Here is a 23,811-nt window from a genome sequence, read left to right as displayed (position 1 = left end):
GCTGGGACCCCTCAGAAGTCCCTGGCCTTGTCTGAGGTCGCAACCTCACGAACCAGAGGCCGCGCGTGTCCGGGCGCCCTCAGATAGCTCACCGCATCGTGGGCCACCGCCCGCGAAGCACAAGGCGACCAGTCCCTGTCCGATTGAGCAGGAAGCGCCCATCACGGCAACACCCTAACCGCCGATTGCGCGCTCAGTCAGGAGCGTCAGGGGGACTACGAGGGTCTCCGGATCGATTGCGCACGCTCGTCCGCACCCGAGCTTCGTCCCGCAACTATCCCGCAGCTGTACCAGCCTCCAACAGGGGCGGTGAGTCCACCCGTCCGGGAGGGAGAGCTAGGCCTGCGGCTTCCATGACTGGCAAGCTGACACGGTAGAACAGACTTAGACCGTTGCAGTAACGGCCCTGAGGACGCCTCGTCCACTGATTCAGCGTGCGCGACCACCTACCGTCCGGAGGCGATGGAGTGCTGGCAACGAGCCATCCGACCTGCAGACGTGCGGTTTGTTGCAGCGACAAGCGCATCGAAGGACTGCCATCATGACGCCAGACCGAGGAGCGCATGTAGTTCGCGCGGGCAGTATTCAACGCGAACAACCACACGGCTGGGATCTTCTCCGCATCCTCGCTGCGTCCATCGTGGTTCTCAGTCACAGCTACTTGCTGCAGACCGGGAGTGAACCTTCACCTCTCGTCTATGCCGACCGACCCTTCAACTGGGGTCGCCTAGGCGTCTTCATCTTCTTCGTGATCAGCGGCTACCTGATCTGCGGGAGTTGGCTCAGCAGGCCCAACCTGAGCCTGTTCGCGAGGAAGCGCTTCCGTCGCATCTACCCTGCCCTCGCCCTGATGGTTCTCCTCACCGCCTTTCTTGTAGGACCCCTCGTCACCACCTCTTCCAACTACTTCGGCGAGAGCGGCACGTGGGTCTTCACCGTACGGAACTTGCTCCTCTTTCCATATGAGTACACGTTGCCCGGCGTCTTTGACGGACAGGTTGTCAACGGCGTCTTATGGACGTTGGGCGTCGAAGTTGCAGCCTATGCTTTGATTGCGCTGCTGGGCTTCACTGGGGCCCTCCGGCCTGCAGTCTTGCTCGCATTGACTCTCCTATTCTCCCTTGCAGGTTGGTTCTGGATCTACGACCACGCACCCGACTGGTACGACCCCCTGGGCATCAGACTGGGACTCGTCGCGTTCTTCACCGCTGGCGCATGGGCTCGCATCGCTGACTTTGGTGTCAGTTGGCGCGCCGCTGCCGCCGGCGCTGTTCTACTGGCCGTGCCAATGCTCGCCGACCTGCCCTTGTCTATCGTGGCAGTGCCTGCGATAACGGTCATCGTCCTCTACCTGGGCACTCGACCCGCACGGTGGGCAAGCAAGTTCGTGCGGCTCGGTGACCCTTCCTACGGCATCTACGTATATGGCTATGTGATACAGCAGCTGCTGACCCATGCCTTCATCGATCAAGGGCATCCCCTCATGCTGTTTGGGCTCTCACTGATCCTCTCGATGGCAGCGGGCTACGCCTCATGGCATCTCTGGGAGAGGCGCTTTGTGAAGACCTCTCGAGCCGTCCCCCGAGACAGCGTGCCGTGAATCGACGACGTCCATGAGCCAGGATCGCACTGACCCGGCCTAGGCCCTGCCCGGTACGCGACGAAGTCGTGGTTCAACCACCTCGGCAACAGACCAGACGGCCGCAGGCTGCGCCAGTTCAAGAGGGTTCCCCGGCCAAGTCCCTCGTCAGGAGACATATCATGCAACGCTTCATCAAGTCCCTAGCGGACCCACGTACCTGGTTAAAGATCCTCCGGGTCCTACACTTCTACTACTACAGCAACGTCTCCCAGGTTCCGAAGATGGATCTGGGCAGACGTGTGTCGATGGCGCCGAATGTATCAATCAGGAACGGCGAACGCATTAGTATCGGAGAAGGTAGCCACATAGGCGAGAGGAGCCTGCTGTGGGCGGGTGATTATCGGGGGCAGATCACCATCGGAGCCAAGGCTCTATTTGGGCCTGGCGTGATGGTTACCGCATCCAACTACGAGATCCCCGCTGGGCAACCTGTCATGAACCAACCCAAGGTGGAGGGATCGATCACTATAGGCGCCAATGTCTGGCTTGGCGCCTACGTTGTCGTGACAGCGGGAGTAACCATCGGGGACGGTGCAGTTGTGGCGGCCGGAGCAGTCGTGACGAAGGACCTACCGGTTGACTGTATTGCAGCCGGAGTACCGGCCAAGGTCATCGGGTGGCGAGAGAAGGCTGCCGGTTGAGTCTCTGAACGGACCCAACCACGCTCAATCCAGCAAGAACGGCGGCGGCTCCGGCTGTTCCTTGATCGACCAGCCGACAGCCTGGTCGACAAGTTGGCTTGAGAGCCCGCTGATCGGGGTGACGACGGCTAAGTTTCGACGACTCAGCTCTGCTGCGATCTGCTCCTGGTGATCATCGACGTGTTCACCGAAGGACGGATCCCGCGGTACCAAGATCGGCCGCTTCCCACACTCCAGCGCTGTGACGGCCGATCCGGTGCCAGCGTGACTTATGACGACATCAGCGGAGCGGATTTCACTTCGGAGTTGGCCAGCGGTCACGGAAGATGCGGCGAGGATTGACAGATCTTCCACGTCGGTTGATCCCGTCTGCCAGAATACCGTCCAGTCCGGCCGCGAGACGGCCAGGACCGCATCGACAAGTCGGCGGAAGCCATACTCCCGCGAAGTACCAACCGTCACGACCACACGCGCCACCCGCCGATCCTGCTGTGCTGGCGCAACGGGGGTGAACTGGTCGAAGACCGAACCTCGGTAGTTCCACCTCCGATTGGCGAGCGCCGGGTATTGCGTGTATGTGCGCACCCGGCGCACATGAGCTAGGAGCCGACCTGAAAGGCTAGGCGCGCTGACCCGCGTCGCACTCTCGATGTAGTGGCAAGGAATGCCACGTCTCGCGGCCACGGGCAAGACCGCCAAGGCGAGACTTGAGCCAGTGCTGATGACATAGTCCGGCCGAACCTCGTCCAGCACCTGCCGAGCGTCTAGCGCGTTCCGCGCCATCCCTTTCACGTCTTTCGGCGGTGAGTGAGGAAACCAATAGACTTGCTCCTCCTCAAGGAGGGAGCGCGATTGAGAGCTGTCGTTGGTGATCCACACGTTGTCATGGCCGACAGTGAACCGCGGCAGGAGTGTCTTCATCTGTTGCAGGTGACCACCATCGTTGGCCACGAGGAGACGCTTCACTTAGCAGCACCAGCGATCATGTCCTCGACCAGCGCTCTGATTTGCTGCCGGAAGACGTCAGGCGACCACTTTGCCGCATGAGAGATGATCGCTTCCTTGTCCCACCGACTTGCTTCCAGGCGTTCGATGCCCTGACTCAATGCGGACGCGGAGGCTTGCGGCACTAGAACCGTAGAGACGTCGTGGCTCGTCTCGAGATAGCCGCCCGCGGCGAGGACTACAGCGGGCGTCCCGAAGGCATATGCCTCAACGGGCGTCAGCCCGAAGTCCTCGTCTCCGACGGCAACTAGCGCACGACTGTTTGCGTACAGCCACCGCAACTCCGCGTCCGTGACTCCACTGAGATGCACGACATTGGGCGTCTCCGGCCGCTCGCCGCCCACTTGGACGAGAACCCTGGTGGTCCCCTTGAAGGCTTCGGATATGACCTTCGAACGCTTATAGCCCCGAGTGCGGCTGATGGTCAAGTAGAAGCCGGGGGCAAGTCCCGGAAGAGGGTCCCTTTCCGCGGTCGGGTCGAGACCGCGGGGAGGATGGATGACTGTCGCGTCTCTCCCATAGGTAGCTGACATTCGTTCAGCGACGTTACGAGAGTTTGCAACAAACCGATCACCTGACCCCATAGCCGCACGATCCCATCTCTTCAACGGACCGAGGGATCTGCGCATGATGAGCTTCTGCAGGCGTGGGGCGGTGGAGAAGTAGGCGTCCGGCTGGTACAGCCATCGAGCCGGGTTGTGACAGTAGACGATCTTCGAGCCCGTTGTCCGAATGGCGTGGCTCCAGCCCGACGTCGAGCAGATGACGATGTCAGCGTCAAGCACGCCGAGCGAGCGCCACGCGTACGGGAGCAGGGGGAAAGCCAGGCGTGGGTCCGCTCGGACGGCTGGTACGTGATTCATGATCGAAGTCACAACGGTGCGGTCACGAAAGTCGTCGTACGTACGATCCGGGCTATAGAGAGCTGTATATATCTTCGCCTCAGGGAAAGCCTTGCTCAGCTCCACGGTCACACGTTCGGCGCCGCCTCGTTGCGTTAAGTAGTCATGGGCTATGGCGACCCTCATGTGGCCCCTATCGGCTGACTCGCGTAGCGCCACCGATCCATCGCCGACGGCACAGGCTATCCTCACAGTTCGCCACGTCGCATTCAAGCCCGGAGGCTCAGATCTTGCGTCCAAGCGCGCACTTCGTCCCGTCGAGTCGCTACAGTCGTCGGAGCAGCGATGAGGTTGAGCTATCGCGGACCGAAGGCGACGCTTCGTCAGGATCTGAACGACGAATCTCCGCGTCTCGTCATCGCACGCCTGCCGACGTCAGCAAGAAGACTGGCGGATTCGCGATCACACTTGCGATCTACTGCACGCTGTTGGTACTCCCATCAGAACTGGTGATCGTCGGACCACTGCGCTCGAACGGTTCTCCGGTTCGACTGCTCGGGCTTGCCGGCGCGATCATGCTACTTCTAGCCTTTATGCGCTGGGGAGCTCGAGTCGCTTTCCGGCAGGTTTCCTACCTCATAGTCGGATATCTGGCTCTGGCCTTCTTGATATGGGGTATAGCGAACCGGCACGGTCTAGGTCCCGACGAGGTTGCCGATCTAGATCGGCAACTGTTGTTGACAGTATCTGCTACCGGCGCTGCGTTGTTGGCGTCAGCGACTGCCCTCTCTCTCAGACGGGTCCACCTTCTAGCCGGTGCGCTCGTTGCAGGCGGGGTGGTGACCAGCGTGGTCGGGCTACTCCAGGCGATCGGTGCCATAGAGGCTTGGGCGGACGTCGTCTCACTCCCCTTCACGACTACTGTGGTCTCCTCTGGAGGAATTGGCTCGAGGGGTGATCTTCCGAGGGTTTCAGGAACTGCGGCTCATCCAATTGAATTCGCCGTCTCCATCGCGCTTCTCATCCCGTTGGCGATCCACCTGGCCACCCAAGCCACCACAAGACTGGGTCGACGTGCAGCTTGGACTGCCCTCTTGATCCTGCTGGTGGCCTTCCCATTCGGCGTGTCACGAGCGGGCATGGTCGCATTGGTGGTGGGACTGCTTGTGTACGCAGTATTCCTCACCGCGCAGCAACGATTCAGGCTCCTGATCGCAGGTATCGCTGCGATGGCGAGCGCCTACGTATTTGCGCCCGCAGTGGTTGGCACGCTCATTGACACCGTGACCGGATCCACTGAGGACGGGAGCGTCCAAGCACGACTGAATGACTATCCGGTGGCGGTGGCACGAGTTGCCCTCTCGCCGTGGCTGGGTGGTGCACCCGTCAATGAGAATCTCAGACTCAATGTGTTGGACAATCAGTGGCTGCTGACCTTGGTGACGTCGGGGATACTCGGAGTCGTCTCTCTGGTCATACTGTGGGGCGGAGGTGCTACCTGGGCCGCCAGGACGGCACTATCCGCGCAGAGTGGTTCGATGAACAGGAGCTTTAACGGTGCGCTGGCGGCAACCTTGGTGGCAGCAGCCGTTTCCGCCGGCACGTTCGACTATTTGGCCTTTCAGCAGGTTACGTTTCTGACGTTTCTACTGCTCGGCCTGGTGGGGTCCTATCGGCGGCAAGAGTTCGCGCGTATCGGACTGCGATCCGCAGCTAGCCGCTGAACTCACGCTGATGGGACTGCGGATGAGCCCCGCCTCGTCGAGGCCTCAGACGCCCCCATCTGCAGGGCGGCCCGTTGGCACAGTCCGGCGCGCTGGCTGACGCACGCGAACGCTCGTACGCACATTCGCATCCGGCGCGGTCGTATGCGGTAGCTCATCGCGACGGCATGTGCCTCGGCGGGCAGGGCAGGGCACAGACGGCCTGCCGCGCGCACGGCTGAGACGGCGAATCGCCTGGAGTTCGCGAACTATTACGCCCTGCAGCCTGCATCATCGGGGAAACTGCAACGCACGACGGGTCTCGGTACCCAGTCACCGAAGACGGTTGGGAATCCGCCCGATACGGTCGGCGCCGGGCCTGGATTGCGTTCGGGTCACAAGTCGCGAAGCCGTTGGTGACTGCGGGAGTGACGCACGGACAGCTGCCGACAACCGCCGCGGCGAGGTGGCCACAGTGGAGTTGCTAGCCTCGCCCGTCATCCTGGCCAGTATCAGTGTGCGCAGGCTTCGCGCACGCGAAGTGATTTCCCTACCGGATACATACTTAACCCAACAGGAGATCAAGACCCTGCCGGTCGACCGGCTACCTGCACTGCCGATCCATGTGATCCGGTGTCGCCTTCCTGCGCTTCGGCAGCGGGTACATCGTCGGTGATCGCGAAGTCACGATGGCGGCCGCGAGCCCGGCGAGCCTCTATGAGGCTGTCCACCAGAACGCTGAGCAGTGCTGCGCTCAGGATGCCGGCAAGCACAACGCCAAGGACCATGCGCAAGCGGTCGGGGTAGTCGATCACCACGGGCGTCTGCTGTCGGGTCTGCACGGCCGTGTAGATCTGATTCGCAGGTGCCCCAGCCGAACGTTGCATCTCCGCGAGTATGACGGGGCCCTGCTCGATTGCGGCCACAAGTGCTGCAGTCGTGCCCTCGGGAGAGTCTCCTGTCGCGACGACCGTGAAGTAGGGCTCAGGCCTCACGTCATTCGCCTGTACCGCGAGGGTGGCTTCGGCCGCGTCGCCCGCGAGTGCGATACCGCCAGTGTTGATCTGATCTGCCAACAAGCTGGCAAGGACGGTGGTGGCTTGAGTGCCGAAGGGGTTTCCCAGGCTGGATTCGCCAGAGTCAGCGGCGGCTCGCTCTGCAAGCAGAGTGGGGCTAGGCAGCACGACCAGCGTCGTGGACGCGGTGTAGGACGGCTCTGCGGCCTTCCACAGTCCGGTCGCCGCTACCGCAGTCAGCGCCAAGACCACGAGGGAGACGTACCAGCGCCGGACGACGGCTCGGAGTACGGCAGAGATATCCATACCGCTCATCTTCACCCATCATCTTCCTGGCGACCGCCGCCTTGAGCCATGGCGACCAACCTGTGTCTCAGGACACAGCCTGACGTCAGTCGTCATGGCAAGCTGACCGCGTGAGCCTCGCAGCAAGCCGCCCTACCGCGTCCGTGATCATCCCGGCTCACAACGAAGCCCTCGTCATCTCGAGTTGCCTTGGCACACTCCTGGCGCACAGCCACGCGGACGAGTTCGAGGTGATCGTGGTGGCGAACGGCTGCGATGACGGCACTGCGGACGTCGTACGATCTCTACACCCCAGCGTCATCTGTTTGGAAATAGCCGAGCGAAGCAAGGTCGCCGCAATAAATCGGGGACATGCGGCGGCTACCACACACCCAACGATCTTCTTGGACGCAGACGTACAGCTTTCGGCGGAGGCCGCCAGGTCGTTGGTATTGCTCCTCGACAGCGTGCAGCCGCGTGTGGGGGCCCCGCGCTTAGCGCTCGATCTGTCGCAATGCTCATGGGTGGTGCGGACCTATTACGAGTTTTGGCGGGGCTTACCGGCAGTGAATCACTCATACGTCGGATCGGGGGTGTATGCGTTGAACTCGGCTGCTGCCAAGCGAGTCCTGCCCATGCCGTCCGTCGTCAATGACGATGAGTTTGTCCGCCGATCGTTCACGCCCGACGAGACACTGATGACGGCCCACTCCTTCACCATCCACCCTGCCCGGAATCTGCCCGCGTTGATTCGGCGAGGCGTCAGGACGCAGCGCGGAAGTCGGCAGCTCGAGCGGGTCGCGCCCAGAACAGCATCCCGACTGTCGTCGAACCGGACCAGACAATACTTGACGGCTTCTGCCAAGAACCCGAAGCAATGGCCCGGGATTGTGTCTTTCCTCTTCGTTGGATTACTTGTTCGAATCCTCTCTGCACGACAGCCTGACCAGTCGTGGGAGTGGGGTCGAGACGCCACCTCGAGAGAAGGACGCGTCCGTTGACCCAGCCTGATGTGAGCATCTTAATCGTGGCCTATAATGCTGCGGAATCATTGTCGGACTGCCTGGAGTCCCTGGCAGGGAGCGGCAAGCCGGTCTCCTCCTCCGAGATCATCGTTGTAGACAACGCCTCTGAGCCGTCTCTGGTCGGATTGATTGAGAGGTACGTAGGCCGCAGTCAGGTGATCCGACTCGACGAGAACATCGGTTTCGGCCGAGCATGCAATCTCGCAGCCTCTCGGTCGACCGGTCGGAACATCCTCCTCTTGAACCCCGACACGATCGCGCATTCCGGCGCCATTGACACTTTGCTGACCGCTGTGAGGGAAGTCGAGAACGCCGGGATGGTGGGTGGACGAACGGTGACCCCCTCAGGTGACCATGACCCGCGCTCCTGTTGGGGCGAGCCCACAATGTGGAGCCAACTGTGCTTTGCGACCGGCCTCAGCCGGCTCCTCAAGGGGAATTCTGTCTTCGACCCCGAGTCGCTGGGTGACTGGAAGCGGGACACCGTTCGAGACGTCCCAGTGGTGACCGGCTGCTTGGCGCTCGTTCCACGAAACGCCTGGAGCGCCGTTGGCGGCTTCGATATGGACTACTTCATGTACGGGGAGGACGCGGATCTCTCAAAGCGGCTGCGGCGCTCAGGTCTTCGTGTCTGGATTGAGCCGGGCTCAGTGGTGACTCACGTCGTGGGCGCCAGTTCCCCCAACTCTGGGGCCAAGACAACACTTCTCCTCGCCGGTCGCGTCACCTACCTTCGCAAGAACTTTTCCGTGAAGGAGTTCCACGTCGCACGAATGCTCCTAACAGTCGGCGTAGCGTGGCGTGCACTGGGCGCTGGGCTGTTACGCCGACGAGATGCCGGGTGGCTGGTCGCCTGGCGACAGAGGCGCCAATGGCTCAACGGATACCCACCTTATAACGGAGTCGATCAATCTGTGCCGCATTTCTGACTGCGTCCCCTCACTACAGTGCGGCCAGCAGCAGCGCAGTGCTCCCCGAACTGGTGGATTCACGGCTTCCGAAGCGCGCTTGCACAGCTGGTCACCGGGACGTCGAGGGACCCGTCCAGCCAGTCATGTAGACGGCCTCGCTAGACGGCATTACGCCGACAAGATTGACATACACCAACGCCACGCGAATGGCCCAGGCATCTTCCCTGGCTTGGTCGGACGCACCTAGCCGCAGCCGTCCGACCAGCCGCGGATGTTTGACATCGCCTGCTGTGGGAGAGCGTCCCGATTGGGTCCGCACCGCCTCAGCCTCCGACGCGCAAGGACCGCCGGGTGACCAGCTGGCGCTCCGATCGTCCCGCCGGCTTGTCGGGCATGAGCCCCACGGACGGTTGCTGCAGGCGCGCCAACACCCACCAGGCGGGCTCACCTCAATTAGTCGTCACTCGTCAGTGGCGGGGTTGCAGAAGATCGTCACGAGGCCAGTGGGCCGGCGTACAACATCCGGAGTCTAGTTTGTCCTGTCCCCGGCGTCCGGGTGACCAGCTGTGCATCGGTGCGGGCGCGCTTCGGGTGGAGTGTTCATTCGTACCGGCGGCACATCTGACCGGGCCGACCCGGGTGCATCACTGCTAACAGTCAGACCTCTAGCCCCAACCGTCGCATCATGCGCACGCGCAGTCGCCCAGCATGCGACACTCGGGACAAAGCTTCTGCTGCTCGCCAGCCAATCGCCAGAGGGACGACTGAGACCCATCGGCCTCATGAATAGCGCGCTGATCCATACGCGTCTGGGCAGATCCCGTCGGTGCATGGTCAATTGAGCAGCTCATGATCTTCAACAGGGGCACCACCAAGCACTCGGTCGAGACCCTTGGAGTCCATCGTCCGCACTGGTAGGGAGTAATTGTGAGAAGGCACGCGAGTCGCATGTTGGCTGCCGTCGTTCTTGCACTTTTGGTCACCACTGTCTCAACCGCCCCATCGGCAGACGGAACCACGACAGGGTACAGAGTTGAGCATTTGGGGCGGGAAGTAAACAATCAACTGCTTCCCGCTGGACCCATTGAGCTTCGCGTTTCGTCGGAAGATCCATTCGACGCAGTTGCCTTGAGCATCAAGGGCAAGCTCATCGGTAGTGCTAGCGCAGCCAGCGCAACGTCGTCCGATGTGCAAGCAGACCTCTCCGGCTATGCCGGCGGCCAACGACTGATAGTCACGTTCAGTGACGATCACAGCTCATGGGCCGTTCGCCGGTGGATCCGCCTCACTCCGCCACCTATACCGTCGCAAGAAGCGGCTCCCGTCACGACAGCACCCTCTTCGTCGCCCGACACCCTGGTGAATCCCCCGCAATCGAGTGAAACCACCGATGCTGGCGGGCCTCAAGAGACGTCCGCTTCGGCTCCTGCACCTACCGATGCCCCAGATGAGCCAGCGAATGCCGAAAGCACCACCTCACCGGCCGGCGACGCGAACGAGTCGCCTTCGCTTTCCAGCCCTTCATCGACCCCACCGAGTGGGAACAACACCGGTCCGCGCTCGGGCGCCGTACTGCATCCGAGCGGCCCCCTCGTGTTGAGCACTCCCGGCCAAGTGGTCAGCAACCTCGATGTGGATGGGTGCGTCACTGTCCTGGCAAGTGATGTCACCATTCGGGACGTACGCATCAGATGTGCCGATGCGGCAAGTAATCGTGCGGTCTTCGTGGCTAATGACGTCCGGAATCTCCTTATCGAGGACACAGAGATCGACGGGCTGGGATCCACGCACATAGGCATCGGCTGGAGCAACTACACCCTGCGCCGGGTAAACATTCACGGCACGTGTGATGGAGCTCGCATATCAACGAACATCCAGATCAGCAACAGCTGGATCCACGACCTCGTCCGAATGGACGGTCTGCACTGCGATGCACTCCAGACCACTGAGGGCTCCGAGATCTCCGTCCACAACAATCTGCTGGATCCCCGCAACACGCTGGGCACAGACCTAAATAACTCAGCAGTGATGCTCGGAACCGAGACGGGCACTCGTAGGCTGGAAAACGCCGTCTTCTCCGACAATTGGCTGAGCGGCGGGAACTTCTCCGTGAATGTTCGCAAGGACGCGAATCTTACTAACGTCGCGTTTCGCCGGAACATTTACATGGGTTCCGCACGCTATGGCCCGGCGATCGCTCCCGCGGCCGTGACCTTCGAGGACAACGTGATGCTGGACGGCGCACTCTGGAAGATCGTTCCGCCCTGGTGAGAGTCACACGGCGATGTGGTTTCGGTCCGGCACTGCCCCGGCGTGACGTTCACCGCACCTGACGCCCGAAGCAGTCCACAGAGCTAGGCTGAACGCCCTGCCCGCACCGGAGCCGTCCACGCGTGCTCACGGAAGTACTGGGGGTCTCCTGGTGACTCGCTGTGTTGTCTTCACCTTGTCCACCGAGACTTTCGATGACCTGGTCCGCCGTGAGTTCTGTCGCCCTCCCGATCAGGGACTTCTCGCCTTGGCCAGAAGTCCTGACGTTGACGTCCTTTACGTAGTCGATCCATGGCGCTCCGTGATCTCTGAACTGGCCCGCCGCCGCTGGCCGCGCCGAAGAAGCCGGGTTGACCTCAGCGGGCGTCAGATCGTGCGCATTCGACCGCTGCGCCTGCGGTTCTCGGATCCCACGAATCTGCGAGCTTCCGAGCGTTGTTATCGCCGCCTCGACCGACTGCTGCGCCGGCTTGCCAGCGAAAGCAAGACCGAGATGACGTCCCTGGTCTCCTACCACCCGCTGGTGGGGGGCCACTGCGGTCACAGCTGGGCAGATGCACGGGTGTTCGTTGCTAGAGACGACTGGGCAGCGGCGCCTCGCAAGCGCCCCTACTGGCCATTATATCGAGACGCGTATGGACGCATAGCGCGCCAATGCACCGCGGTGTTCGCGGTGAGCGCTGAGCTGGCTGAGCGGGTCGCTCCGGGAGCTGGGCAGACCCTTCCGAACGGCGTCGACGATCTCCTGTGGAGCAACGACCTGAGCGACACCAACCCGATGAGTGTCGAACGGTATGCCGTCTACTCGGGATCGATCGAAGCCCGCCTGGACCTCGACCTCGTTGATCGCATCCTGACTGTCATCCCGGACCTGGTCCTTGCTGGACCCGTCATGACAGCGGAACTGCGCGCCGAGCTCCTCCGGCGCCCCGGCGTACACCTAACCGGCCACCTGGACCAACGGACACTGGCTGCAGTCACTCGTGGAGCCGCCGTTGGCGTCGTACCTCACCGGGTGACATCGATGACTGCGGCCATGTCACCCCTGAAGATGTTCGAGTACTTGGCAGCCGGGATTCCGGTTGTCGCCACTGACTTGCCCGGCATACGCGAAGCCCGGCATCTCAGCGACCGAGTATGGCTGTGCCAAGAGGCCGGTCAATGGGACGAGGCCTTGCGGTCCGCCCTCCTAGCCGGATCAGCCAGTGTCGCGGAACGGCGCCGAGTACTTGACGAGGTCTCATGGCGGCGCCGACTGAGCCCGCTAGTAGAAGCAGCCACGAATGGCCCGGCCTAGTGACGAACGAGTTCCCCCCTTTGCAGGCCCGCCAGGGGCCCAGGGACGCTGCCGTTGACGTTCCCGTCGGGATGGCAGCGGAGGCAGGACTGGACTCCGCTCCGGAATTCATGGAAGTTCCCCCTAGTCCATCCATCGGGCTGAGCCAGAAGATGCGCCGTGGCGTCATGTGGACCGCGGCCAGCCGTCTGGGCACGCAAGTCATCCAGTTCGCGTCTTTGCTGGCGCTCGCCCGGATCCTGGCGCCGGAGGACTTCGGAGTCGCCACTGTCACTGCGACGGTCACCGGCTTCGCGGCGATTTTTGTAGAACTCGGCTTCGGCACTGCGCTTGTGCAACGCAGAGAACTGAACGAGCGGGTTCTGGCTACCGCCTTTTGGTTAAACCTAGCGCTTGGCGTCTCCATTGCCGCCTTGCTCTCGCTGCTTGCACCGCTCTTCGCGACTTTCTTTGGTCAGCCGTCGCTTGCCTACCTGGTCCCGATCGCCAGTTTGTCGTTCGTCCTTTCCTTCAACGTGGTCCAGACAAGTATTCTTCGACGGGAGATGGACTTCCGACGACTGGGTTTCATCAGCGTCGTCAATGTTGTCGTAACCGCCGTCGTCGGCATCAGTGGCGCGCTCGCTGGCTGGGGCGCCCTTGCCCTCGTCGTGGCCGGCGTGGCCGCAACAGCTGCGAACACAGCACAGAGCTGGATGTACGTAAGGTGGCGACCGCGAACGCTTCCCAAGATGCAAGAAGCGCGTTCGCTTTGGCTGTACTCCAGAGGCCTGTTGGGCTACAGCACTGTCAACTACTGGTCCCGCAACGCGGACAGCCTGCTGATCGGCAAGGTGCTGGGGGCAGCTGCTCTCGGGTACTACGCACGTGCGTACAACCTGATGCTCCTCCCCGTTGGGCAGATGCGGACTGTGTTGACAACGGTTCTCTTCCCCGCCCTCAGCCGGGCCCAGGAGGACGGTCGACGGTTTAGCAAGAGCTGGCTCATGGCTACAAAGGCCGCCTGGCTTGCCGGCACTCCCATGGCTGCAGGAATGGCCGTGACCGCTCCCGCCCTTGTTGAAGTCCTCCTAGGAGAACGCTGGCTCACCATTGTTCCAGTGCTCGTACTGTTGTCCTGTTCGATTCCTGCCCAGCTTCTGGGGGTCAACACGGGCCCGGTCTTCCAGGCTCGAGCCAAGACTGGACTGCAGTTCCGCCTGGGACTTGCCAGCAGCGGGATCACGGTAGCGTGCATGGCCGCTGGTCTTCCTTTTGGCATCGTAGGCGTCGCCACAGGGTATCTCGTCGCGAGCTGGTTCGCAGCGATCATTCCCCTTCTTCCCGCTTTGCGCCTTGCTGATGTTCGGTTGAGTGACCTGCTTCGGGCGATCTCTTACTCCACAGCATGCACGGTCGTCATGGCTGGTGTTGTCGCGATCACACCCGCAGTCATACCTAAGTCATCAGTGATGAGCGTCGTCCTGGGTGCGCAGGTAACAGTTGGCCTGATCGTCTATCTAGCGCTACTAGCGGCTGGCGAGAGGCGGTTCATTCGTGAGCTCATGGGTTGGAAGTAGCATGCACAGTCGCCACGCTTTGTACTTGTTGAGTGCATACCCGGTTCTATCTCAGACGTTCGTTCGCAACGAGATACAAGCGCTGCGGCAGACAGGTGTCCATGTGACCGTCTTAGCCTTGCGGCCCGGGGACAACGTCAGCGGCGACTCCGGATGGTCTGGCCCTCATCAGGTGGCAGGACCGACATCCGTCATCTGTTCGCTGATGGCGATCTGCTGGTGGGCGAGGAAGTACCCACTCCGACTGGTCAGGCTTTTCGGCCTAGCCATCAGGCTTCGTGGGCGGGGTCTGAAGATTGCCTTTCTGCATCTACTGGCCCCCCTCCGGCCGATAGCCGCCAGTGGTGTTGATGTGGTACACACGCACTTCGGCTGGCGCGCCTCGGGTCCGTGCCTCTATACAGCTGCTCTACTCGGAGCTCCTTCTTCGATAACCCTCCACGCCAACGACATCTACGTCCCATCGGCAGACTTGCAGCGGAAGCTCTACTTGTTCGACAGAGTCGTGACCGTCTGCAACTACAACGTTTCGGTCATCAAGAAGCTGGCGCCGGCTCTACCGTCGGTGCATGTCGTGCCGTGCGGGGTCGACGTACCGGAGGAAGATCCCCAGCCCGTCTCTGGGGCGCGAGTGTTGTCGGTGGGGCGCATGGTGCCCAAGAAGGGCTTCATGGAACTCGTAGAAGCGTTCGAGATGGCCTCGCACACCTGTCCGGGACTGAGCTTGGAGATAATCGGGGACGGTCCCGGGCGCCAGGCTTTGGAAGAGCGAGTCAAGAAGTCACCAGTGCACAGATCCATAAGATTGTCTGGGGCCCAGCCAAACTGGGCTGTGCTCGAGGCGATGTCTTCTTGCTCTGTGTTTGCACTGGCCTGTCGACGCGATGCGGACGGTGACTCGGACGCGTTGCCCGTGGTCATCCGCGAAGCCATGGCACGCGGGCGACCTGTTGTGTCCACCGATGTAGCCGGAATTCCTGAGGCGCTCGACGAGGTTGGCTGGATCGCCCCCTCCGGAGATGTCCCCGCTCTGGCCATTGCATTGCTCGCCTCGGTAGCGGGCGATGGGGAGCCACAGCGACGCGGTGCTGCGGCCCGTCAGAAGGTCGCGCGAAGCGCAACATTGGTTCACACCGCGGCAGGAATGCTCAACGTTTTCGGCTTCACTCCCGCGCCCCCCAGACACCTCCCGGATGGTGAGGACGCCGGATAGGTGGCCGGGCTGAGAGCTGGTTGTGGACGCAGCCCCGGCCAGACCCCCCCTCCCCCCCCACGAACGTTGACCGGCCTTTGCTCCTTGTATGAGCGTGATAGGGAGAGCGAGTGGAAAGAGTTCCCTGGCGCAAGATGCCCTGACTAGTCCTTCTCAATGATCACCCAACGCCAGAGGGCCAGCCCCAAGAGCACGCTGCCGCTCATTTCGAGGATCTCTTCGCAGACCATCATCGCCGCGTATCCGGACCGCTGGATGTCACCATCCCACTGCAACTGCTCGAGGATCTGGGACATCAGCCAGGCGGCTGCTCCAGATACCCACATGGCGACGAATGACCTATCACGCTGACAGAGCCACAACATGTGAATAAAGCATGCCGCAAGGGCAGCCACGACTGGAAGGTAGAGCACTTGCCAGTCAACACGGGTGAGACGTTCCAGCTCTTCATGGATCATGTAGTATTCATCAAGAGCCATGAATGCAAATAGCAAGCCCAAGAGCATTGCTGAGCGCCCCGCTTGCCGCGTGTAGCGCGCGCTGACGCCAGCTAGACTTGCCATCAGGAGAAGGGCCGCCGAGTATTTGGCAGCTCCGCGGCCTTCTGCTCCGAGGTCGACCCAGCTCAGTCCATCGACCCCTAGCTCATTAAGCGCCCCTCCTACTCCGAAGAGGATGACGCCGGCCGTCAAGGTGACTGCCGCTCCTTGCCATACGTGGAGCCACCGTTTGGTGACTGTGGCCGGTTTCGGCCGCTGGACACCGACGGGGCCTGATGCAGATGTTCGCTGAAGGTTCACGTGCACGCTCGGGTGCACGACCCGCACTTGCAGGGCACGGTCGGTGACTTCCCCTCACCGGAGCAGCAGGAAGAAGATGCATGCCCTCCCTGTCGTGTCCAGGATCTGACGCTGGGACGCCGTCGACGGGGCGGGGGCGTGTCCACGGCTTCAGAGTTCCAGGGCTGTACCCCTCAGAGCAATAGTTGAGACGTCTGACGGTCACCTGCTGTTTGCTTGGGGGGCAGGCGTGCAGGGGTCTCCGCCGGGATGAGCGAGCGGGCTGTGCATTTGGAAGGCCGCTGCTCACCGGGGCCGTTCGGCATACGCGGTGGGATGCAGCCGCCCTGGACGCCTGGGCTCGTCGCAGGGCTCCCAGGTGCAGAAGATGTCGACTGCGGACGCTTGAATGTCGCCGAGGGGAGCCCTGGACCGGGCCAGTATGGATTCCTCTCGACGGCACACTCCGGATGCACGCCTTTCTCTACGCCCTTCGCCCCAGACTCCGCTGAACTTCGACCGCTGCGGGCCAAGCAGCACCACTTCATTGGCGACCGGGTGACAACACCTCGACCCGCTCGTTTCGCTGACTCGGTCGGAAGGCCCTGCCGATCCAGGGAAACCGGACGCGACCACATCCGTTTGACTCAACCATTGGGCTGGAGACCCGCGAGCTGGTGAAATCCCAGCAGCAAAGCTGACTCATGCACGCCAAGACCCAGGAAGCCAAGACGCTGGCCGTCGATACCGTTCAGCCGCACGTCTGCCAAGGTCGGTACCTGCGGCTGTCCGCGACCAGCCGCTCACTGGACGGAGGCCAGCAATCGGCCGACCGCTCGATGGACCGCCGGCGAGTCGGACTTTTGCTGTCGCGAAATCGTGGCAAGCGCCGCGCGCGTACATCGCCGCCGAGCTCATCGGACGGGCCTGCGTGCGTCCCTAGGTGAAGCGCAGTCGCGCCGGGGCGGGGGGAAGCACCCGACTCCAACGCGACTGCTCCTGCTTGTTGCTACTGCGCCTCAGCGGTAGCCGGGGGAGGTGTACCTCTGGCCCACCGAACCGGCCGGGACGAAGTCGCCCGACGACGGGCGCCCCTGCTTCACGCTGCCGGAGATCGAGCTGTCCTTCGGCCAGGTGGCGACCCCGTTGGCGACCTTCGCCGCGCACTGCTTGTGGGTCACCGAGGGCCACACGCTCTGGCCGAAGGGCCGGCCGGGCCGAGGGTTGACGTAGACGCCGTCCAGGGCCAGCGGGTAGTCGTCGTTGCAGTCGGTCCAGAGGTAGTAGCCACCCTTGTCGACCGTGCCGTCGTTGGTCCCGACGATGTTGGTGTTCCGGATGGTGCCGCGGCCGATCGGGCCGGTGTTCTCGAAGACGTGCAGGCCCTGGAAGTTCGACGACCCGGTCAGCCGGTCGATGCGGTACTCGCGCAGCCCACCCCAGGGCTGGAAGACGTCGGAGTGGTTGCCCCTGCTCCCGCCACGCAGGCCGTCGACCCGCACGTTCTGGATCTGCAGCACGGCCTTGGGCGCGTTGGCGGCGATGCCGTCGGTCTGCGCGCCGCTCACGGCACCGTTGATGTGGACGCCCTCGATGTGCACCGTGCCGGTGCAGTTGCGCACGTAGATGGCGCGCTGGTCGTGGCCGGCGACCTTGGCCGAGGGCAGTGCCTTGATGCTGCCGCCGATGATGACGGCGTTGCGGCAGTCCGCGATCGTGATCGGGCCGACCGCGCGGTCGGTGGGCAGCTTGATCAGCACGTCGCCGCCGCGACCGCTCACCGTCGTCAGCGACGTCGTCGCCGTCACCTTGGTGACGGGGTAGTTGGCGTAGCCGGCGGGCGGCTTCCAGCTGAGCGGAGTGCGGGTGGCCGCCGCGGCGACCACCTCGACCTGTGTGGAGGCGAGGGCCAGACCAGGCGCGGACGCCTCCGGTTCGGCGGCATCGGTGACAGTGGTCGCCACCGGCACGAGGCAGCCGAAGGCGATGGCGAGCGCGAGCCAGCGGCTGCGGCCGCCCCCGATCGCGCGGCGCGTGGCCGAGGCGGACTTTCGTGAGGAGACGAAACGGGAGGGAGGCACGCGGGGCAAGGTAGCAGTGTGATTACGTCACACCGCAGTTCTTGTGCAACCACTCGGTCCGGTGCTATGAGGGCCACTCCAGGTGACCCAGCAGCCACCGGACGAAGCGGCCTGCCGCACGCGGTGGGTCAACGGCCTCGACAACGTCACAAGCTGTTCACCCGGCGAACGGGAACTCTCGGCGGCATATCCGCCCGTTCCACATCGGTCCCTCGGCGTCCCCGTGTGGCGGCGCCCTCCCCGCCGACATGGTGCTGCGTGAACGGGCCACCAACGCCGAGTGCCTCGTCCCCGGAAGTCCGGGGACGAGGCACTCGGCGCCGCCTCTCGGCGGCATCAGATCGGTCGCTGAGCGCGACTGGGGAGTCTGACCAGGGGTCAGCGGTAGCCGGGCGAGGTGTAGCTCCGGCCGACCGAGCCGGCGGGGACGAAGTCACCCGACGACGGGCGACCCTCCCGCACGCTGCCGGTGATCATGCTGTCCTTCGGCCAGGTAGCCACGCCGTTGGCGACGTTCGCCGCACAGGTCTTGTGGGTCACCGAGGGCCAGACGCTCTGCCCGAAGGGGCGCCCGGGCCGCGGGGCCACGTAGACGCCGTCCAGCATGATCGGGTAGTCGTCGTTGCAGTCGGTCCAGATGTAGTAGCCACCCTTGTCCACCGGGGCGTCGTTGTGCCCGGAGATGTTGGTGTTCCGGATGACGCCGCTACCGATCGGCCCGGTGTTCTCGAAGATGTGCAGACCCTGGAAGTTCGACGACCCGGTCAGCCGGTCGATGCGGTACTCCCGCAGCCCACCCCAGGGCTGGAAGACGTCGGCGTGGTTCCCGGTGCTCATGCCGCGCAGGCCGTCGACCCGCACGTTCTGGATCTGCAGGATCGCCTTCGGCGCGTTGGCGGCGATGCCGTCGGTCTGCGCGCCGCTCACGGCGCCGTCGATGTGCACGCCCTCGATGTGCACCGTGCCGGTGCAGTTGCGCACGTAGATGGCCCGCTGGTCGTGGCCGGCGACCTTGGCGGAGGGCAGCGCCCGGATGCTGCCGCCGATGATGACGGCGTTGCGGCAGTCCGCGATCGTGATCGGGCCGACCGCGCGATCCGTGGGCAGCTTGATCAGCACGTCACCGCCGCGGCCGCTCACCGTCGTCAGCGTGTCGGTGGCCGTCACGTTGGTGACGGGGTAGTTGGCGTAACCGGCGGGCGGTGCCCAGCTGAGCGCTGCACCGGACGTGGTGGTCGCCGGCGCGGGGGCCGGTGCGGCGACCTGCTCGACCTTCACCGGCGCGGGGGCCGCAGGCGCAGGTGCCGCCACCTGCTCGGTACGGGGCGCCACGGGAGCAGGGGCAGGGGCGGGTGCCGGGGCTGACGAGGAGGCCGCGAGGCTGTCGGCCCGCGCATCCGCCGACGCACTGGCCCGGGCGCCACCGGTCGCCTCCTTGACCGCGTCCTCGGTCGGCGCCTGCGTCTCGGCCGCGATCGGCGCAGGGGCGGCCTGACCCGGCGCGGGGGCAGCGACGTCGGCGGCGGGCACCGGCTCGGCCGCACCGGTGGCGGCTTCGGTCACGGGCACGAGGCACCCGAAGGCGATCGCGAGGGCGAGCCAGCGGCTGCGCCCACCGCCCATGATCGCGCGGCACGTGGCCGAGGCGGACTTTCGCGGGGAGACGAAACGAGAGCGAGGCACGCAGCGGAACGTAGCAGTTTGATTACGTCACGCCACTGCCTTGTGAGACTGCTGGGTCCGGTGATACGGGAATCACATTGTGTGACGGCACGTCCGTGGAAGGGCCGGCCTGCCGACGCGGCGGTGCGACGGCCTCGACAGGTTCATCGGCAGTTCATGCGACGACCGGTACCGGCTGACAGCACATCCTCGATCCTGTCCGCGGTCACTGCGCGGCGTGCACCCGAGCAGCACTCCGAGGACCAGGCGCGCGACGACGCGGGCACCCACCGCAGCACCCGATCCAGTGAATGAGCTACCCCTCCACGCGCGCACGCGGATTAAACTGGCCGCTCGCCACGCTGTGGGAACTCGACGAGTAAGGACGCGCGGCAGTCACTGTGAGCGATCACTTCCCGTCGTATGTGAGTCACGTCACTCATGCTCCGCCAGCAGCCCGGCGAGCTCGACCTCCGCGCCCCCGCCGTGACAGCGCTCACGGCCAGCACGGAGCCCTCGACGCTAGGTTCGTCACGTTGCGACCCACCCCTTACCCCGCGACGGCAAGATGATGCAGCGCAGCCGCGCAGCACTGATGAGCCGACGGCCTCGACGAGACCCGGCCCCGCTGTCCTCGAACACCAGGGCCCTCGTCCGTCGCCGCCCGACGGATTCGAGAACCCCGATGCACGTGAAGAGCCCCGCCACGTCGCGACCCGGCCTCCCCGCTGCGGCCCTGGGCGTGACCGCCCTGGTCCTGACGCTGAGCGCCTGCTCCTCGTCGTCCGAGCCGACGGCTCGGCTCGACCCCGGTCCGGACAACGTGCGGGTGGAGGAAGGCCTCACCTACTGGTCCGACGACCAGAGCGAGCTGAAGCTCGACGCCTGCCTCCCCACCGACGCCGAGGAGCCGGTCGCCGCCGTGCTGCTCGTCCACGGCGGTGGCTTCACCGAAGGCACCCGCGACAGCAGCGGACTGCGCACGCTGTGCGAATTGACAGCCGAACAGGGCGCGGCCGCCTTCTCGGTCGACTACCGGCTCGCACCGGAGTTCACCTACCCCGCCCAGGTCGACGACCTCGCCAACGCGGTGCAGTGGCTGCGCGAGCCCGCCCAGGTGGAGGCGTTCGGCATCGACCCGGCCCGGATCGGCGCCATCGGCAGCTCGGCCGGCGCGATCATCGCGCAGAGCCTGGCCACCCGCGGCGAGGGGCCGCTCGACACCGGTGCCCGGCTGGGCGCGGTCGCGTCCCTGAGCGGCGTCTCCGTGCTGTCCCCCGAGGGCCTCGAGCTCGGCCGGCCCAGTGAGCAGGCCGCCGACCTGGTGCTGAACTACCTCGGCTGCACCTCGGTGACCGACTGCCCGCAGTCGGTACCGGCCTCCCCCATCACCGGGGTCGACCCCTCCGACCCACCGATGCTGCTGGTCAACGGCACCGACGAACTCGTACCCGAAGAACAACCCGAGGCGCTGGCGACAGCGCTGGAGGACGCCGGCGTCCCAGCAGAGCTGCTGATCGTCGATGCACCCAGCCACGGGATCACGCTGCTCGACAGCGACGTGCGACGTGCGGTCCTCGGCTTCCTGGAGGAGCAGCTGTGACCAGCACGCCGGACTCCCGCACCCCAGCACCCGAGAGGACCCCCTACATGACCATCGACACCGCTGCGCCCCCGCTCCCCCGGTACCGCCACGAGGACCCGGGCTCCATGCAGCTGCGTGACGTGCTGCGCGTGATCCGCCGCAGCTGGCTGATCATCGTGGCCGCCGTCGTCGCCGGGCTCCTCGCCGGATGGCTCGTCACCGTCTTCATGCCGGAGCGCTACGAGACCGAGACCAAGGTGCTCGTCGACCCGGTCATCTCCGTCGCCGTCGACGGCACCACCCCCGCCAACAGCGTGTCCCAGGCATCGGCGCTCGTCGCCGACCGCGTGGAGACCTATGCGGCGCTGGCCCAGACCCCCGCGGTGCTCGACCCCGCCATCGACGCCATCGGGGCGGACGTCGCCTCCACCGATCTCGTGGACAACGTCACCGCGGAGGTGCTCCCCCGCACCTCCATCATCAACATCACGGTCGAGGCCAGCACCCCGACGAACGCCGCGGAGCTCGCCAACGCGATCGCCGCCAGCCTCATCACCCAGATCGAGGGCGAGGACGCCGCCGCCAGCCCGGTCAACGTGACCGGCACCGTGGTGGAGGCGCCGGAGATCCCCGACGAGCTCGCCTCGCCGCTGCTCCTGCTCAACCTGCTGGTGGGGCTCGCGGTCGGCCTGCTCGTGGCCTTCCTGGTGATCGTGTTCCGCCAGGCGCTCTCCGCGGGCACCCGGGGACGCTGATGTCGGCACCGCCGACGACCGCAGCGGCCCCCGCGCGGTCCGGCCCGGGAACGCCTCCCGGGCCCGCCTGGGTGGCTGCTGCCGCCGTCCTGGCCTTCGTCCTGGCCGCCCTGGCCTGGTTCGAGCCGGTCGTGCCGCTCGCCCTGCTCCTCGCCCTCACCGGGGTGCTGATCGCCGCGTTCCAGCCGAAGCTCTTCGCGCTGCTGGCCCTGATCGTGGTCATCCTCTCGGCACCCATCCAGAACCTGGCCGGGCAGCTGGGCACCTACGCGGACGAAGGGGTGATCGCCCTCGCCGTCGTCGCCCTGAGCACCCGCCGCCTGGTCACCGAAGGACGACTGGTCTGGCTGCCGGGGACCGGCTGGTTCGTGGGCTTCCTCGTCGCCGGGCTGCTCAGCTCCCTGCTGGCGGAGGTCCCCGCCGGGCTCGCCGTCCCCGCTGCCTTCATCGCCGTCAAGGGCGTGGTGTTCGCCTTCGCGCTCGCCCAGCTGCACTGGACCCGCGACGACCTGGCCCTGCTGGTCCGCCTCGGCATCACGGCGATCGTGGTGATGGCCTTCACCGCACTCCTGAACCTCGCGCTCCCGGCGGCGTGGGCGAACTTCACCACCGGGCGTCCGCCGATCAGCTACATCGGCCCGTTCCCGGCGATCAACGGTGCGTTCCAGCACCCAGCCGCCTTCAGCCGGTTCAGCGGGGTGCTCGCCGTCGGCGCGCTCGTCTACGGCCTGGTGGTCCGCCGTTCCCTCGCCAACACGATCCTCGTGCTGCTCTCCGGTGGCCTGGCCTTCCTGACCTTCCAGGTCAAGTCCATCGTCGGGCTGCTGGCCACGCTGGCGGCGGTCGGCACCCGCTTCCTCCGGCCGGTCGGGGTCGCGGCGCTCCTCGCCGTCGGTCCGCTCGTGGCGCTCCTCACCGTGCCGCCGCTCGCGGCGCTCATCGGTGGCGACATCGACATCTACCTCAACCAGGACTCCGCCCGCTCCATGCTCACCGCAGGTGGGGTCACCGTCGCGGCACAGTTCTTCCCGTTCGGCGCGGGGTTCGGCCGGTACGCCAGCTCGACGGCCGCCGACGACTACAGCCCGCTGTACTACGCACTGGGCTTCCCCGGCCGCTACGGCCTGGGCCCGGGGCCGGACTCCGGTCAGTTCCTCAACGACTCCCAGTGGCCGGCGATCTACGGCGAGACCGGCTGGTTCGGCGCGTTCTGCTTCGCGGCTGGGCTCGCCTGCATGCTCGTCGCCCTGCTCCGGCGCGTCTCCGCCCGCGAGGACGTCCTGGTCCGCTGGATCCGGATCACCGGGGTCGGGTGGCTGGTCCTGCTGCTCGTGGAGTCCGCGGTGGCCCCGGTGTTCGTCTCGTCGCCGTCCTTCCCGTTCGTGTTCGCGGCCGCCGGCGTCATCGCCTCCCTCCGCGTCGACGCGCGGCAGGCCGCCGCCCTGGGCCGCCCTCCGGTCACGGGGCACCGGGAACCGACCGTTTCTTGATCGTCTTCGGGCACAATGCCGTGGCCGGCCGCCACCCCGGCGACCTCGA

General features: G+C 64.7%; 18 protein-coding genes. 12 read left to right on the top strand and 6 right to left on the bottom strand.

Annotated features, from left to right (window positions below; genetic code table 11):
- Positions 1-541: 541 nt before the first annotated feature.
- A complete protein-coding gene (locus O2W15_RS18485; protein WP_269180444.1) occupies positions 542-1,600 on the top strand; it encodes an acyltransferase family protein in 1,059 nt (352 codons plus the stop codon).
- A 161-nt stretch (positions 1,601-1,761) separates the two neighbouring features.
- The gene (locus O2W15_RS18480) at positions 1,762-2,283 is read left to right on the top strand and encodes an acyltransferase (RefSeq protein ID WP_269180443.1); all 522 of its coding nucleotides are present in this window, start codon (positions 1,762-1,764) and stop codon (positions 2,281-2,283) included.
- A gap of 24 nt (positions 2,284-2,307) precedes the next feature.
- On the opposite strand, the gene O2W15_RS18475 is transcribed toward O2W15_RS18480, so the two are convergent.
- Together O2W15_RS18475 and O2W15_RS18470 are read right to left on the bottom strand one after the other, a co-directional pair.
- Positions 2,308-3,249 (bottom strand): glycosyltransferase, encoded by a 942-nt coding sequence (locus tag O2W15_RS18475; RefSeq protein ID WP_269180442.1) that lies wholly within the window; start codon positions 3,247-3,249, stop codon positions 2,308-2,310.
- Complete coding sequence (locus tag O2W15_RS18470; protein WP_269180608.1) at positions 3,246-4,316, bottom strand: glycosyltransferase; 1,071 nt, start codon at positions 4,314-4,316, stop codon at positions 3,246-3,248. Before O2W15_RS18470 ends, O2W15_RS18475 begins: the two co-directional genes overlap by 4 nt.
- A gap of 908 nt (positions 4,317-5,224) precedes the next feature.
- On the opposite strand from O2W15_RS18470, the gene O2W15_RS18465 reads away from it, so the two are divergent.
- A complete protein-coding gene (locus tag O2W15_RS18465; protein WP_269180441.1) occupies positions 5,225-5,854 on the top strand; it encodes an O-antigen ligase family protein in 630 nt (209 codons plus the stop codon).
- A 560-nt stretch (positions 5,855-6,414) separates the two neighbouring features.
- Here the strand turns inward: O2W15_RS18465 and O2W15_RS18460 are convergent.
- Complete coding sequence (locus O2W15_RS18460; protein WP_269180440.1) at positions 6,415-7,170, bottom strand: hypothetical protein; 756 nt, start codon at positions 7,168-7,170, stop codon at positions 6,415-6,417.
- A 95-nt stretch (positions 7,171-7,265) separates the two neighbouring features.
- Between O2W15_RS18460 and O2W15_RS24095 the strand changes: the two genes are divergently transcribed.
- The 6 genes from O2W15_RS24095 to O2W15_RS18435 all read left to right on the top strand — a co-directional run bounded on the left by O2W15_RS24095 (position 7,266) and on the right by O2W15_RS18435 (position 15,410).
- Positions 7,266-8,135 carry a glycosyltransferase gene (locus O2W15_RS24095; RefSeq protein ID WP_442929952.1) on the top strand — a complete coding sequence of 290 codons (870 nt, stop codon included), beginning with the start codon at positions 7,266-7,268 and terminating at the stop codon, positions 8,133-8,135.
- Positions 8,132-9,088 (top strand): glycosyltransferase family 2 protein, encoded by a 957-nt coding sequence (locus O2W15_RS18455; RefSeq protein WP_269180439.1) that lies wholly within the window; start codon positions 8,132-8,134, stop codon positions 9,086-9,088. The genes O2W15_RS24095 and O2W15_RS18455 overlap by 4 nt, the downstream gene beginning before the upstream one ends.
- Before the next feature lie 1,110 nt (positions 9,089-10,198).
- Positions 10,199-11,341: a hypothetical protein gene (locus O2W15_RS18450; protein WP_269180438.1), complete on the top strand. Its 1,143-nt coding sequence runs from the start codon at positions 10,199-10,201 to the stop codon at positions 11,339-11,341.
- 301 nt (positions 11,342-11,642) lie between these two features.
- A complete protein-coding gene (locus O2W15_RS18445) occupies positions 11,643-12,638 on the top strand; it encodes a glycosyltransferase (RefSeq protein ID WP_269180437.1) in 996 nt (331 codons plus the stop codon).
- A 71-nt stretch (positions 12,639-12,709) separates the two neighbouring features.
- Positions 12,710-14,197, top strand: a complete 1,488-nt coding sequence (locus tag O2W15_RS18440) for a lipopolysaccharide biosynthesis protein (protein ID WP_269180436.1) — start codon at positions 12,710-12,712, stop codon at positions 14,195-14,197.
- Positions 14,198-14,222: 25 nt separating this feature from the next.
- Positions 14,223-15,410 (top strand): glycosyltransferase, encoded by a 1,188-nt coding sequence (locus O2W15_RS18435; RefSeq protein WP_269180435.1) that lies wholly within the window; start codon positions 14,223-14,225, stop codon positions 15,408-15,410.
- A 143-nt stretch (positions 15,411-15,553) separates the two neighbouring features.
- Here the strand turns inward: O2W15_RS18435 and O2W15_RS18430 are convergent, their stop codons facing one another.
- The 3 genes from O2W15_RS18430 to O2W15_RS18420 form a co-directional block, all read right to left on the bottom strand.
- Positions 15,554-16,102, bottom strand: coding sequence for a hypothetical protein (locus O2W15_RS18430; RefSeq protein WP_269180434.1), 549 nt, complete (start codon positions 16,100-16,102; stop codon positions 15,554-15,556).
- Between the two features lie 1,106 nt (positions 16,103-17,208).
- Positions 17,209-18,270, bottom strand: coding sequence for a hypothetical protein (locus O2W15_RS18425; RefSeq protein WP_269180433.1), 1,062 nt, complete (start codon positions 18,268-18,270; stop codon positions 17,209-17,211).
- Between the two features lie 378 nt (positions 18,271-18,648).
- Positions 18,649-19,953 carry a hypothetical protein gene (locus tag O2W15_RS18420; RefSeq protein ID WP_269161201.1) on the bottom strand — a complete coding sequence of 435 codons (1,305 nt, stop codon included), beginning with the start codon at positions 19,951-19,953 and terminating at the stop codon, positions 18,649-18,651.
- Positions 19,954-20,623: 670 nt separating this feature from the next.
- On the opposite strand from O2W15_RS18420, the gene O2W15_RS18415 reads away from it, so the two are divergent.
- The 3 genes from O2W15_RS18415 to O2W15_RS18405 all read left to right on the top strand — a co-directional run bounded on the left by O2W15_RS18415 (position 20,624) and on the right by O2W15_RS18405 (position 23,762).
- Positions 20,624-21,535 carry an alpha/beta hydrolase gene (locus O2W15_RS18415; RefSeq protein ID WP_269180432.1) on the top strand — a complete coding sequence of 304 codons (912 nt, stop codon included), beginning with the start codon at positions 20,624-20,626 and terminating at the stop codon, positions 21,533-21,535.
- Entirely contained in the window at positions 21,532-22,272 is a 741-nt protein-coding gene (locus tag O2W15_RS18410) for a YveK family protein (protein WP_269180431.1), read from the top strand. The genes O2W15_RS18415 and O2W15_RS18410 overlap by 4 nt, the downstream gene beginning before the upstream one ends.
- A gap of 71 nt (positions 22,273-22,343) precedes the next feature.
- On the top strand, positions 22,344-23,762 hold the full coding sequence (locus O2W15_RS18405; RefSeq protein WP_269161198.1) for a hypothetical protein: 1,419 nt from the start codon (positions 22,344-22,346) through the stop codon (positions 23,760-23,762).
- Positions 23,763-23,811 lie beyond the last annotated feature (49 nt).

Source organism: Modestobacter sp. VKM Ac-2979, assembly GCF_026967995.1.
Classification (GTDB): Bacteria; Actinomycetota; Actinomycetes; order Mycobacteriales; family Geodermatophilaceae; genus Modestobacter.
This window is presented reverse-complemented; position numbering and strand designations above follow the sequence as displayed.